Raw genomic sequence first — 13876 nt, 5'->3', positions numbered from 1 at the left:
AGGCCATGGCCTGCATCACCCCTGCCGCTTCGAAACGCTGCTCTCCGACAGGCCGCTGGTAACGGCGCGTTGAGAGGTGCCAGCCACGCCGGGCGCGGCCGGACTCTGCGCCACCATGCGCACCACGCTGCCCACCACGATCAGGCAGGGCGAGGGCAGCGGCTTTGCCGCCAGCCTCTCGGGCATATCGGCCAGGGTGCCTACCAGCGACGCCTGCTCCGGCAGGCTGGCGTTGGCCACCAGCATGATCGGCCAGTCGTCGGGCAGCCCGGCCTGGCGCAGCCCCTGGCAGATCGCCTCGACCTTGGTCAGCCCCATGTAGAAGATCAGCGTCTCGTCCCGGCGTGCCAGGGTGTGCCAGTCGGGCTCGCCGTCGGCGCGGCACCGCTGCGCGGTGACGAAGCGCAGCTGCTGGGCGTGGGCCCGGTCGGTGAGCGGGATGCCCATGCCGGCGGCGGCCGCCGAGGCGGCGGTGATGCCCGGCACGATCTGGGCGGGCACGCCCGCCTCGCCCAGGGCGGCCAGCTCCTCGCCCAGGCGCCCGAACATCCCCGGGTCGCCGCCCTTGAGGCGCACCACCGACTTGCCCTGCCCCGCCAGCTTGACCAGCAGCGCGCCGATCTCGGCCTGGGGCACGCTATGGTGGCCGCGCGCCTTGCCCACGTAGTAGCGCTCGCGGCCGGGGGGAATCAGCGCCAGCACCTCGTCGCCCACCAGGCGGTCGTAGACCACCGCGTCGGCCTCGCCGAGCAGGCGGGCGGCCTTGAGGGTCAGAAGCTCCACGTCGCCGCTTCCCGCGCCTACCAGGTAGACCCGGCCGGTGCGGCCCTCGCCGCCCAGGCTCGCGTCGTCCGCCGGGGTGCAGCAGTGCGCCGCGCTTCGGGGCGAGCGCAGCAGGCCGCCCAGCCCGTTCAGGCGTGACAGGGCGCCCGCCACCGGCGCCATCCGCCCGAGAGCAGGCTCAGGCCACAGCAGAGTCTTCAGTCGGCTCAGCGCACGCATGGGCCTTCTCCTCTTCGATCAACGATTTCAATTCGGGAATGCAGCTGCCGCACTGGGTGCCGCAGGCCAGCCGGGCCCCCAACGCCTCGACGCTGCCGTCGCCGCCCCGGATAGCCTCCAGGATACAGCGCTGGCCCACCTGATGGCAGCTGCAGACCACCGGGCCGCTGTCGGCGGCGCCGTCGTCGCAGCCGGCCAGCAGGCGACGCCGGCGCTCGGCGGAGAGCGGCTCGCCCCGGGCCGCCTCGGCGAAGCGCTCGTCGAGCCAGGCCAGCCCCGGCAGTTCGGTGGGCGGCCCCACCATCAGCCACCAGCGCAGGCGACCCGCCTCGATACCCGCGGCACGCAGGCGCCCGCCGGCGGGATCCTCCAGCCACAGCGCCGCCGCCGGCAGGTGGCGCGTCACCCAGGCCAGCCAGTCGCGGTCGGCGCTCTCGGGGGCGCCGGCCAGCTGCCAGCGCTGGCCATGGGCCAGGGGGATACGCGCCCAGTAGGCGCTCTCCTCGCACCAGTCGGGGCTCACCGCCAGGTCATCGGCCACCAGCAGGGTGGCCTCCCAGGCCACCGGCAGCGGCTCGAGCGCCACGGCGCCGTGCTTGGACTCGGGCTGGCCGGAGACGGGGTCGAGGTGGGCCGCCAGCAGGCTGCCCATGCGGGCGCTGCCGCTGAAGCGATCGGTCCAGTGCATGGGCACGAACAGCTCGCCGCGGCGCTGGCCCTTGGCGAGCCGCACCCGGCCCAGGTAGTCGCCGCCTTCGCCGGTCAGCCGAGCCAGCTGCTGGTCGGCCACGCCGAAGGCCTCGGCGTCCTCCGGAGTGATCTCGATAAAGGGCTCGGCGCGGTGGTTCATCAGCCGCGGCGCCCGGGCGGTGCGGGTCATGGTGTGCCACTGGTCGCGGATGCGCCCGGTATTGAGGCGCAGGGGGCGCGTCTCGGAGAGCGCCTGCTCGGGCTCCCTGGGGCGCACGGGGATCAGCCGGGCCAGGCCGTCCGGGGTGGCGAAGCGGCCCTCCTCGAAGAGCCGGGCGGTGCCCTGGGGGGAAGCGGCATTGACCGGCCACTGGATGGGCGCGAGGGCGTCATAGGCGGCGCGGTCGAGCCCGGCCAGCCCGGAGATATCGAACAGCCGCTCGCCCTCGTCCGCATTCTCGAAGCCGGAGAGCCGGGCGTGCTCGTCGAAGATCTCCGCCGGGTGCGCGTAGGGAAAGGCCTCACCGTAGCCCAGGCGCCTGGCCACCTCGGTGATGATCCACCAGTCGTGCTTCGCCTCCCCCGGCGGCGGCAGCAGGCCCCGCTGGCGGGAGATGCGCCGCTCGGAGTTGGTCACGGTGCCGTCCTTCTCCGACCAGGAGGAGGCCGGCAGCACGATATCGGCGTAGGGCAAGAGGTCGGTATCGGTCACGCACTCGGAGACGATCACCAGCGGGCACTTGGCCAGCGCCGCCCGCACCCGGTCGACCCGGGGCAGGCTGACCGTCGGGTTGGTGGCCATGATCCACACCGCCTGCACCTCGCCGCGCTCGATCGCCTCGAACAGTGCCACCGCCTTGTGGCCGGGCCCTTCGGGCAGGGTCGGGGTGAGCGTGGCGGTGGTCCAGAAGCGGGTGACCCGGTCGAGGGCCCCGGGGCTGTCGTAGTCCATGTGGGCGGCCAGCTGGTTGGCCAGCCCGCCCACTTCGCGGCCGCCCATGGCGTTGGGCTGGCCGGTGATGGAGAAGGGCCCGGCGCCGGGCAGGCCGAGCTTGCCGCCGGCCAGGTGGCAGTTGATGATGGCGTTGCCCTTGTCGGTGCCGCTGCTCGACTGGTTGACCCCCTGGGAGTAGAGGGTCACCACGTGCAGCTGGCTGGCGAACCAGTAGTAGAAGGTCTCCAGGCGCTCCGGGTCCAGATCGCAGTCGGCGGCCACCGCGGCCACCGAGACGTCGTCTTCCCGGGCCGCGGCCAGCGCCTCCTCGAGGCCCTGGGTGTGGCGCTCCAGATAGACCCGATCGAGCCGGCCCTTGTCGGCCATCCAGGCCAGCAGGCCGTTGAACAGCCGGGCGTCGCTGCCGGGCTTGATGCCCAGGTAGAGATCGGCGATCTCGCAGCTGTCGGTGATCCGGGGGTCGATCACCACCACCCGCATCAGCGGATTGCGGGTCTTGGCCACCTTGAGGCGCTGATAGAGCACCGGATGGTTCCAGGCCAGGTTGGAGCCCACCAGCACCACCAGCTCGGCCTCCTCGAGGTCCTCGTAGCTGCAGGGCACGGCATCGGCGCCGAAGCTGCGCTTGTAGGCGGCCACCGCCGAGGCCATGCAGAGCCGCGAGTTGGTATCCAGGTGCGGCGTGCCGAGAAAGCCCTTGAACAGCTTGTTGGCGACGTAGTAGTCCTCGGTGAGCAGCTGGCCGGAGAGATAGGCCGCCACCGCCCCGTCGCCGTGCTCGCGGCGGGTCGCCGCCAGGCGGTCGGCCACGGCAGAAAGGGCCGTGTCCCAGTCCACCTCCACGCCGTCGAGGCGCGGCCGGGTCAGCCGGCCGTGATCGCCCAGCGTCTCGTGCAGGGCCGAGCCCTTGACGCACAGTCGGCCGTAGTTGGCGGGATGATCGCTATCCCCGGCCACGGCGGCGATTCGCTCGCCGTCGACCTCTGCCACCACGCCGCAGCCGACGCCGCAATAAGGGCAGGTAGTTTTTGCCTGGTGCATGCCGTTCTCCTGGTCGGGGTCGGTCGGAAACGCAGACGCCCATCAACGGCTACCTTGGTAGACAGACGTTGATGGGCGTCGTTGCCGCATCTGAAGGGGGACTTGCAAAGGGCATCTGCAAAGAGCGTTTGCAAAGCGTGTGCCAGAAGCCGCTTTCCCCTCCCCTACCAGTGAGCTGAGTATGATCGCAGGGTATCTGAGGCGTAGCGTGACGCCGCCGATTCGCACCAGCGGCTGCCGCCAAGTGCACTGCTTGCACCAAACCGGTGCCGACTCGGCGCCGCGGCGTAGCCCTTACCCGCGCCGTTGCCGCGGCGCGTCGGCTCTCGGGATGCTGGAATGCATCTTGCATACCCCTGGGCAGACGTGACTTCCCACCAATGACGACACTGCCATGCCCCCCCAGACCACTACTTTAAAGGTGCTGCTAGTCGACGACGAGGTCGTACGCGCCGCCATGGTCGAGGAGGCCCTGATCGCCGAGGGCCATGAGGTCATCTGTCGGCTGCAGAGCCCGGCCAGCCTCAACGAGATGGTCGCGCGTCACGAGCCCGACGTGGTGATCATCGATATGGAGTCCCCCGACCGCGACACCCTCGACAGCATGGCCCTGCTCAACCGCGAGAACCCGCGTCCGGTGGTGTTCTTCGCCGACCAGCACGACCCCGACACCATGCAGGCGGCCCTCAAGTCGGGGGTCAGCGCCTATGTGGTCGACGGACTGGTGGCCGGCCGAGTCAAGCCGATCATCGAAGTGGCCATCGCCCGCTTCGACGCCTTCCAGTCCCTGCGCCAGGAGCTCGACCAGACCCGCAACCAGCTCGCCGAGCGCAAGCGCATCGAGCGCGCCAAGGGGCTGCTGATGAAGCACCAGGGCTGCGACGAGGAGCAGGCCTACCGCATGCTGCGCAAGCTGGCCATGGACCGCGGCCAGCGTATCGCCCAGGTAGCCGACAGCGTCATCGATGTGCTGGAACGCCTGACGCCCCCATCGTCCGAGCCTGAATAGGGATTCCCCATGAGTGTGACATCGACTCCCCCTCCCCACCGCCACCCGACGGCCAGGCCGCTGCCCCCTGAGCTCGACCGCGTGACCCTGGGCTTTATCCCGCTGCTGGATGCCGCCCTGCCGGTGATCGCCCGCGAGCACGGCTTCTTTGCCGAGCAGGGGCTAGAGGTGACGCTATCCCGGGAGAACGCCTGGTCCACCCTGCGCGACAAGGTCGCCGCCGGCCTACTCGACGGCGCCCAGATGCTCGCCCCCATGCCCTTGGCCATGAGCCTGGGCCTGGAGCGCGCGCCCTGCGACACCCTGGCGCCGATCACCCTGTCGCGCAACGGCAATGCCCTGGTGCTCTCCCGCGCGCTTGCCGATGCCTGTAACGTCACCCTCGATGACGCCCCCGAGACCAGCGCCAGGGCGCTGGCCCGAGGGCTGGGCGAACAGCCCGAGCGGCGGCGACCTCGCCTGGCCATGGTCTACCCCTTCTCCTGCCAGCACTATCAGTTGCGCGACTGGCTCACACTCGGCGGGCTCGACCCGGACCGCGACGTGGAGCTGGCGGTGCTGCCGCCGCCGCGCATGGCGGATGCCCTGGAGGCCGGCGAGATCGACGGTTTCTGTGTCGGCGAGCCCTGGGGCAGCCTGGCCCAGCATCGCCAGACCGGGCGCATCATCGCCACCGGCGCCCAGCTCTGGCCGGACGCTCCGGAGAAGGTGCTGGGCGTGACCCGCTCCTGGGCCAGACGCTACCCCGCCACCCTGGCCGCGCTGATTCGGGCGCTGATGGCGGCAAGCCAGTGGCTCGGCGCGGCCTTGGCCCATCGCCGCCAGGCCCGGGACTGGCTGGCGCTGCCGCCCTATCTCGACCGCTCGGTGAGCCATCTCGACACCCTGCACCTGGACAGCGTCCCGATCCACCAGCGCCTGTGCGGCGCCGGCGTGCTGCGCCCCGATATCGAGTCCATGGGGCGGGTGGCCGAGGCGCTGAGCCGTCACCTGGAAGACCGCGGCCGCTCACTGGACATTCGCACCCTGCACGAGTGCTACGCCCCCGTGCATTTCGATGCCGCCATGCACCAGTGATGTGCATGGCATCCGCCGCGCGGCGCGCCCCAGCCCACGCCACTCCTCTCCAATCCCTTGAAAGAAAAGAACAAAACCGTGCCACACAGCATCTTGGCCGGTTTCTTGATAGGTGAAGGGCAGCACGGTGATCAAAGGCGATCACCCCTGACGACAGAAGACACGCATTGGACGAAGGCGTCCCAGCGCTCTCCCCCCGGGGAGTTGCGCCGGGGCGCCTTCTTTTCGTTGTCGCCACCCCTTTTGACTCAGCGGAGGTGCCTGAGCATGCATCAAGCCCCCCATCCAGCGAACGAGCACCTGGTCATCGTCGGCAACGGCATGGCAGGCCACCGGCTAGTGGAAGCACTGGCCGGCAAGCCGGGGCGGCCAGCGCGCATCACCGTGATCGGCGACGAACCGGACCCGGCCTACAACCGTATTCTGCTCTCACCGCTGCTGGCCGGCGAAATGACGCGTCCGGCGCTGACCCTGCATGACAGCGACTGGTACGCGGACCAGGGGATCGACCTGATCCTCGGCGAGCGAGTCACCGACATCGACCGCGCCGCACGGCGCCTGACCACCGATAGCGGCCGCACCCTCGACTACGACCGGCTGGTGCTGGCCACCGGCTCCCGCCCGGCCCGCCCCCCGGTGCCGGGGCTCGAGCTGCCCGGCGTGGAGGTGTTTCGCGACCTCCGCGACGCCGAGGCCCTGATTCGCTTCACCCAGCGCCAGGCCGACGAGCGCGACGGCGGCGCCGTGGTGATCGGCGGCGGCCTGCTGGGCCTGGAAGCCGCCGAGGGTTTACGAAAGCGAGGACAGGGCAAGCGCGCACAGGACCAAGGCGGCATGCGGGTGAGCCTGCTACAGCGCGACGACCGCCTGATGAACCGCCAGCTCGACCTCACCGCCGCCCGGCTGCTCGAAAACGAGCTGCGCGGCCGCGGGCTCGACATCCACACCAACGCCCAGCTCGAGCGCCTGGAGGCCGACGGCCAGGGCCGGGTGTGCGCCGCCCTGCTGACCGACGGCACCCGCCTGCCTGCCAGCTGCGTGGTGGTGGCCATCGGCATCGTGCCCAACGCCGAGTTGGGCCGCGTTGCCGGGCTCACCGTCGAGCGCGGCATCGTGGTCGACGCCTGGCTCACCACCAGCGACCCGGCCATTCACGCCCTGGGCGAGTGCTGCGAGTTCGAAGGCCAGACCTTCGGCCTGGTGGAGCCTATCTGGCGCCAGGTCGAGGTGCTCGCGGCCCACCTCTCCGGCGAGACGGTGGACGGCTACGTCGACACCCCCTGCGCCACCAAGCTCAAGGTCAGCGGGGTCTCCCTCTACGCCTTCGGCCCCACCGACCCCGACCCCGACCACGAGGTACTCAGCTATCGCGACCCCCAGCAGGGCGACTACCGCCGCCTGCTGCTGAAAGACGGCCGCCTGGAGGGCGCCGTGCTCTACGGCGACACCGCCGCCGGCCCCTGGTACTTCGAGCAGGCCCTGGCCGGGCGCGATCTCAGCGCCGGCCGCGCCGGCCTGCTGCTCGGCGCCGCCGACGCCCAGGCGCAGCTCGACGATGCCGCCGACGCCGCCACTGATTCACCGCACAGCCCCGCGAAGGAGGCCGCATGAACACGCCCGCTAAACCGCAACTGATCGTCATCGGCAACGGCATGGTCGGCCACCACCTGGTCGAGCAGCTGGTCGAGCGCGGCGCCACCGAGCGCTACGCCATCACCGTGTTCGGCGAGGAGCGCCATCTGGCCTACGACCGCGTGCACCTCTCCGAGTACTTCAGCGGGCGCGACGCCGACTCGCTCGCCCTCTCCACCCGCGACTACTACGCCGAACACGGCATCGCGCTGCGCCTTTCCGAGGCGGTGGTCGCCATCGACCGCAACAAAGGCGAAGTGGTCACCGACCAGGGTCGCATCCCCTACGACCGCCTGGTGCTGGCCACCGGCTCCACCCCCTTCGTGCCGCCGATTCCCGGCAACGACCGCGAGGGCTGCCTGGTCTACCGCACCCTGGAGGACCTCGACGCCATCCGCGAGGCCGCCGAGACCGCCACCACCGGCGTGGTGGTGGGCGGCGGCCTGCTCGGCCTGGAGGCGGCGGGTGCCCTGCGCGGGCTCAACCTCGACACCGCCGTGGTGGAGTTCGCTCCGCGCCTGATGCCGATGCAGGTGGACAGCGAAGGCGGCGAGCTGCTGCGCGAGAAGATCGAAGCCATGGGCGTGCAGGTCCTCACCGGCCGCGCCACCCAGGAGATCGTCGACGGCGAACGCAGCCGCCACCGCATGGTGTTCCAGGACGAAAAAGTGCTGGAAACCGACCTCATCGTTTTCTCCGCCGGCATTCGTCCCCGCGACGAACTGGCCCGCGACTGCGGCCTGGAGATCGGCGAGCGCGGCGGCGTGGTGATCGACGACAACTGCCTGACCAGCGACCCGGCCATCCTGGCCGTCGGCGAAGTGGCACTGTGGAACAACAGCATCTTTGGCCTGGTCGCCCCCGGCTACCAGATGGCCAAGGCCGCCGCCGTCACACTGCTCGAAGGCAATGAGCCCTTCAAGGGCGCCGACATGAGCACCAAGCTCAAGCTGATGGGCGTCGACGTAGGCTCCATCGGCGACGCCCACGGCGACCGTACCCCCGGAGCACGCCAGTTCCGCTTCCTCGACCCGCTCAAGCAGCAGTATCGCAAGCTGGTAGTCTCCAGCGACGGCAAGCGCCTGGTAGGCGCCATGCTGGTGGGCGACAACAGCGTCTACGATACCCTGCTGCAGTACTACGCCAACCGCATCGACCTGCCCGAGGACCCGGCCTCGCTGATCCTGCCGGCCGGCAGCGACGCCGCCCCCGCGCTGGGGCCGGACGCCCTGCCCGACACCGCCATGATCTGCTCCTGCCACAACGTCACAAAGGGCGACGTCTGCGCCACCATCGACGCCGGCGCCGTGGACCTCGGCGCCGTGAAGGGCGAAACCAAGGCCAGCACCGGCTGCGGCGGCTGCGCCGCCCTGCTCAAGACCCTGGTGGACCACGAGCTGGAGAGCCGCGGCGTGGAGGTCGACAAGTCGATCTGCGAGCACTTCTCCCATACCCGCCAGGAGCTCTACGACATCGTGCGGGTGGAGGGCATCAAGACCTTCAGCGAGCTGATGGAAAAGCACGGCAACTCCGACACCCACGGCCTGGGCTGCGACATCTGCAAGCCGGCGACGGCCTCGATCCTCGCCTCCTGCTTCAACGAGCCGATCACCGACGCGGCCCACATTCCGCTGCAGGACACCAACGACACCTTCATGGCCAACATGCAGAAGAACGGCACCTACTCGGTGGTGCCGCGCATCGCCGGCGGGGAGATCACCCCCGACAAGCTGGTGGTGCTGGGTCAGGTGGCGCAGAAGTACGACCTCTACACCAAGATCACCGGCGGCCAACGCATCGACCTGTTCGGCGCCCGCCTGGAGGACCTGCCGGCGATCTGGGGCGAGCTGATCGAAGCCGGCTTCGAGACCGGTCACGCCTACGGCAAGTCGACCCGTACCGTGAAGTCCTGCGTGGGCAGCACCTGGTGCCGCTACGGCGTGCAGGACAGCGTGGGCATGGCGATCGAAATCGAGCACCGCTACAAAGGCCTTCGCGCCCCCCACAAGCTCAAGTTCGGGGTGTCCGGCTGCACCCGCGAGTGCGCCGAGGCCCAGAGCAAGGACATCGGCGTGATCGCCACCGAGAACGGCTGGAACCTCTACGTATGCGGCAACGGCGGCATGCGCCCCCGCCACGCCGAGCTGTTCGCCACCGACCTCGACGACGAAGCGCTCTACCGCACCATCGACCGCTTCCTGATGTTCTACATCCGCACCGCCGACCGCCTGCAGCGCACCTCGGTGTGGCGCGAGAACCTGGAAGGCGGCCTGGACTACCTCAAGGAGGTGATCCTCGAGGACAGCTTAGGGATAGGTGAGGAGCTGGAGCGTCAGATGCAGGCCGTGGTCGACACCTACGAGTGCGAGTGGGCGGGCGCCATCAGCGACCCCGAGAAGCTCAAGCGCTTCCGCAGCTTCGTCAACGACGCCCGCCCGGACCCGGACATCATCTATACCACCGAGCGCGGGCAGCTCCGCCCGGCCTGATCGATCAATCCGGCATTCGCGCGCTAAAGCGCCCTCCCACAAGGCGTTTCTCCCACCGCGGTGGGAGAATCCCGTGGGAGGCCGGCTCCGCCGGGCGATTGGCGCCGTCAGGCGCCCCCAGTCAACCGTACAAGGACACGATTCATGAGCACAGCAACTGCAGCCAAGACCATGACCCAGACCTGGCAAATCCTCTGCACCCGCGCCGACCTGGTGCCCTACTCCGGCGTCGCCGCCTGGGTGGAAACCCCGGAAGGCCCCGCACAAGTCGCCGTTTTCTACCTGCCCGGCCACGCGCAGGAGCTCTACGCCCTCGACCACCACGACCCCTTCTCCGGCGCCAACGTCATCGCCCGCGGCATCGTCGGCGACATCAAGGGCCAGCCGGTGGTCGCCTCGCCGATCTACAAGCAGCACTTCCGCCTGGAAGACGGCCAGTGCCTGGAGGACGAAGCCGTCACGCTGCGCACCTGGCAGGTAAGCTTCAAGGGCGATGAGGTGTGGATCGAGGCGTAAGGTTTCGGTCTTCTGGAAAGAAAAAAGGCTCATCGCAGACTGGCGTGAACTTGCCCTGTGGGAGGGAGCTTCAGCTCGCGAAGTAGCGCGCAGCGCTACCCACGGGGCGCCTGCGGCGCCTTCGCCCGGCAGAGCCGGCCTCCCACCATAAAACTTGCCAAACATGGTCACGCTAAAGTGCGAAGAACCAGAAAAAAGCCGCCGACGCATGAAAAGCGTCGGCGGCTTTGGGTAAGCCCACCCGCATCTCAACCGCGAAACGCTGCCTCGATCTCGGCGATGTCGATTTTCCGCATCGTCATCATGGCCTCGAACGCCCGCTTGGCGGCGGCGCGGTCGGGACTGGAGAAGGCCTTCGTCAGCGCGATGGGGGTAATCTGCCACGAGATGCCCCACTTGTCCTTGCACCACCCGCATTGGCTCTCCTGGCCGCCATTGCCGACGATGGCGTTCCAGTAGCGATCCGTCTCCTCCTGGTCTTCGGTCGCCACCTGAAACGAGAACGCTTCGCTATGCTGGAAGGCCGGCCCGCCGTTCAGCCCGAGGCACGCCACGCCCAGCACGGTGAACTCCACCGTCAAGACGCTCCCCTCCTCCCCCGCTGGGTAATCCCCAGGGGCCCGGTGCACCGCGTCGAGCGATGAATCGGGGAAGGTCTCGGCATAAAATCGTGCGGCTTCCTCAGCGGCGCCATCGTACCAAAGGCAGATCGTGTTCTTCGCCATGTGCTTCATGATCAGCTCCCTTCTGTGAGTGATTGCCGTGAGTGGCAATCTATTGTCGAGCGGAGCTGCCCGAAATCGACAGCAGTGGTGGTGGCTGACGACCGCAATCACCGGTGACAAAACCGGCGCGAAGCAGAGGCTTGGGCATACGGTGCATGGCTTGGTTATGTGTTGCTTCAGGCGGCGACAAGCTTCTTGACCTTGAGCTCTTTACGATGCTGCTCAGCATGCCAGAGCTCATACTGGGACTGCTGATTCAGCCAACTCTCTGCCGAAGTATCAAACGCAATAGAAAGCCGAATGGCCATCTCTGGACTAATGCCAGCCTTGCCGTTCAACACAGCACTCAGGGTTTTTCGACTCACTCCCAATGCTTCTGCAGCGGCCGTTACAGAGAGGCCCATGGGCTCCAGACAAAGCTCACGCAACACTTCACCAGGGTGGGGGGGATTGTGCATCAACATCGGCAATACCTCAGTGGTAATCTTCGTAGCTCACTATCTCGGCGTCTCCGTCCTCGAACCGGAAGGTCACGCGCCAGTTACCACTGACCGTTACTGACCAAATTCCGGCGCGATTCCCCGAGAGCTCGTGCAGCCGAAGGCCTGGCAAGTCCATATCTTTGACGTCAGATGCTGCATTTAGCCTACCGAGAATCAGTCGAAGCCTCTTCGCATGAGCGGCCTGGATCCCTGCGGTGCTGCCGGACTTGAAAAATTTGGCCAAGCCCTTGTGCTTGAAGCTTCGAATCATGCTCTAAGTGTAACCTGTAACGCCTCGGGTGTCAAACGCACATAACGCCCGCCATAAACGGCGCGAGGAACGAGCGTCCGGCGACCGCAGGGAGCGAATTTAATGGCGTTGTTAGACAAGCCTATTCTCCCGTAGAGTTTGTTCTCCGCTCGGAGTTAGCCGCAAATCGCCATTGTCATCTGGACAGATGAAGCCAGATTGTTGCATTCTGTATAGAGCTTCGTCAGATACAGTTTGGCCTTTGACCCAATTAGCAAGCGCAAGAATTATCGGTGATATTTGTGGTTCTGCGGTCACGACTTTGTAGTTCTCCATATCAGGAAGTTGCTCAATTGTGGGTCTTATCTGACGCTCAATGTAGATTTCCGGTTCTAGTGGTAGAGAGTTCCCAAACGGATCTACAACTTGAACGCTAATTATTTCTCCATTACTTAAGCGTTGTACATATAACCCAGTATAACTACTCATCCTCTTTCTCCGTGAATGGTGATAACTGACGTCTAACAGTGATTGGACGGCGCGTCCTGATATTGAATGAACATCCTGCGCGTTCAACGATTTTATCTGACGCGCCCCTTCTCTCCCAACGCATTGATTTTGCACCAGATTAAGTATAGCTCGGCCACCCATGCAGAATTCGCGCGCTTGCGCGTTTTGCCGGAACCAATAATACTGTATGTACATCCATGTCAGGGAAGGAGCTGCCGTATGGATACGCGCACCAGGCCGCCAAAGCTGATGGACCGTGTGAAGGCCACCATGCGGGTGAAGCGCTACAGCCCACGTACCGAGAAAACCTACTGCTACTGGATACGCTACTTCATTCGCTTCCATGGCGTGCGCCACCCTTCCAGCATGGGTGGCTCCGAGGTGCGTGCCTTCCTGGAACACCTTGCGGTGGAGCGCCAGGTGGCAGCCGCCACGCAGAACCAGGCGCTGAATGCTATCGTCTTTCTCTATCGCCATGTTCTCGAGCAGCCCTTGGGAGAGATCGGTGAATTCTCACGCGCCAAGCGCCCACGCCGATTGCCGGTAGTGCTATCCCATGAGGAAGTGATGCGCGTACTGAGCCACCTTTCCGGCTCCATGTATCTGATGGGGACATTGATGTACGGCTCAGGGCTGCGGCTCATCGAAACATGCCGCCTACGTGTCCGGGATATCGACTTCGAGCGTCAGGTGATTACGGTGAGAGCTGGCAAGGGCGACAAGGACAGAACCACCCTGCTTCCTGCGACCTGTATTCCCGCCATGCAGCATCAAATCTCCACGACCAAACAGCAACTTGACTATCGCCTGCATCATGGCCGCGTACCAGTGACGCTGCCCCACGCGCTGGATCGCAAGTACCCCAATGCAGGCATCTCCTTGGCTTGGCAGTGGCTCTTCCCTGCCAGCCGTCCCTGCTGTGACATGGATGGCAAGGTGGTACTTCACCATATCCACCCATCGGCAGTGCAAAGGGCGGTCAGGCACGCCATGCGGGCCGCTTCGCTGCCACGCCCCGGCTCCTGCCATACTCTGCGACACAGTTTCGCCACTCAATTGCTGAGCCAGGGAACGGATATCCGCACCGTTCAGGAATTGCTGGGGCACAAGAGTGTGGAAACCACCCAGATCTATACGCATGTGCTGGGCAAGGGCTTTGCCGGCGTGCGCAGCCCTCTGGGATAAGGAAAATCGAGGCGTTCAGGCACGCTACCGCCAGGGGATGCGGGTCACCAGCCCCCTCCCTGGCGCTTACAGGCCGCCTGAATGCCATCATCGGATTACGCAGGAGTCCGATTCAGTAATCGAGGCAGCCACAGTTTTTTTCTCAAGAAAAAGATTGGCTCTTCACACTTTGGCGTGAATCCGTGCTTCTGGCTACACTATGGGAGTCCGGCCCTGCCAGCGGTTCGACGCTTCGGCGAAGGCGCCGCAGCCCCCCCCCTTTGGCAGTGCTGCGCACTGCTTCGCGAGCTAAAGTCGAGGCGTCGAACCGTCC

The 13876-nt window shown here is 66.7% G+C and carries 11 protein-coding genes; 6 read left to right on the top strand and 5 right to left on the bottom strand.

The features are described from left to right. Positions 1 to 15: 15 nt before the first annotated feature. The gene (gene cobA, locus ACZIYR_RS04740; protein ID WP_483528393.1) at positions 16 to 1002 is read right to left on the bottom strand and encodes a uroporphyrinogen-III C-methyltransferase; all 987 of its coding nucleotides are present in this window, start codon (positions 1000 to 1002) and stop codon (positions 16 to 18) included. Continuing rightward, a complete protein-coding gene (locus ACZIYR_RS04735; RefSeq protein WP_483528392.1) occupies positions 962 to 3688 on the bottom strand; it encodes a nitrate reductase in 2727 nt (908 codons plus the stop codon). Before ACZIYR_RS04735 ends, cobA begins: the two co-directional genes overlap by 41 nt. 394 nt (positions 3689 to 4082) lie before the next feature. Here ACZIYR_RS04735 and ACZIYR_RS04730 point away from each other — a divergent pair, with 394 nt between their 5' ends. From ACZIYR_RS04730 to nirD, 5 genes are all read left to right on the top strand, one after another. Beyond that, a complete protein-coding gene (locus ACZIYR_RS04730) occupies positions 4083 to 4697 on the top strand; it encodes an ANTAR domain-containing response regulator (RefSeq protein ID WP_483528391.1) in 615 nt (204 codons plus the stop codon). A 9-nt stretch (positions 4698 to 4706) separates the two neighbouring features. Next, the gene (locus ACZIYR_RS04725; RefSeq protein WP_483528390.1) at positions 4707 to 5774 is read left to right on the top strand and encodes a CmpA/NrtA family ABC transporter substrate-binding protein; all 1068 of its coding nucleotides are present in this window, start codon (positions 4707 to 4709) and stop codon (positions 5772 to 5774) included. Positions 5775 to 6041: 267 nt separating this feature from the next. After that, positions 6042 to 7385: an NAD(P)/FAD-dependent oxidoreductase gene (locus ACZIYR_RS04720; RefSeq protein WP_483528389.1), complete on the top strand. Its 1344-nt coding sequence runs from the start codon at positions 6042 to 6044 to the stop codon at positions 7383 to 7385. Continuing rightward, the gene (gene nirB, locus ACZIYR_RS04715) at positions 7382 to 9895 is read left to right on the top strand and encodes a nitrite reductase large subunit NirB (RefSeq protein ID WP_483528388.1); all 2514 of its coding nucleotides are present in this window, start codon (positions 7382 to 7384) and stop codon (positions 9893 to 9895) included. Before ACZIYR_RS04720 ends, nirB begins: the two co-directional genes overlap by 4 nt. A gap of 144 nt (positions 9896 to 10039) precedes the next feature. After that, positions 10040 to 10411 (top strand): nitrite reductase small subunit NirD, encoded by a 372-nt coding sequence (gene nirD / locus ACZIYR_RS04710; protein ID WP_483528387.1) that lies wholly within the window; start codon positions 10040 to 10042, stop codon positions 10409 to 10411. A gap of 248 nt (positions 10412 to 10659) precedes the next feature. Here the strand turns inward: nirD and ACZIYR_RS04705 are convergent, their stop codons facing one another. From ACZIYR_RS04705 to ACZIYR_RS04695, 3 genes are all read right to left on the bottom strand, one after another. Next, the gene (locus ACZIYR_RS04705; protein ID WP_483528386.1) at positions 10660 to 11145 is read right to left on the bottom strand and encodes a VOC family protein; all 486 of its coding nucleotides are present in this window, start codon (positions 11143 to 11145) and stop codon (positions 10660 to 10662) included. A gap of 167 nt (positions 11146 to 11312) precedes the next feature. After that, positions 11313 to 11600 (bottom strand): HigA family addiction module antitoxin, encoded by a 288-nt coding sequence (locus ACZIYR_RS04700; RefSeq protein WP_483528385.1) that lies wholly within the window; start codon positions 11598 to 11600, stop codon positions 11313 to 11315. A gap of 10 nt (positions 11601 to 11610) precedes the next feature. After that, complete coding sequence (locus ACZIYR_RS04695) at positions 11611 to 11889, bottom strand: type II toxin-antitoxin system RelE/ParE family toxin (RefSeq protein WP_473032626.1); 279 nt, start codon at positions 11887 to 11889, stop codon at positions 11611 to 11613. Between the two features lie 708 nt (positions 11890 to 12597). Between ACZIYR_RS04695 and ACZIYR_RS04690 the strand changes: the two genes are divergently transcribed. Further along, on the top strand, positions 12598 to 13563 hold the full coding sequence (locus ACZIYR_RS04690; protein ID WP_483528384.1) for an integron integrase: 966 nt from the start codon (positions 12598 to 12600) through the stop codon (positions 13561 to 13563). The last annotated feature ends 313 nt before the right edge of the window (positions 13564 to 13876 follow it).

The organism is Billgrantia sp. NRB1 (assembly GCF_056921725.1).
Note: the sequence above shows the minus strand (reverse complement) of the source record. Positions and strands in the feature narration are given on the sequence as shown.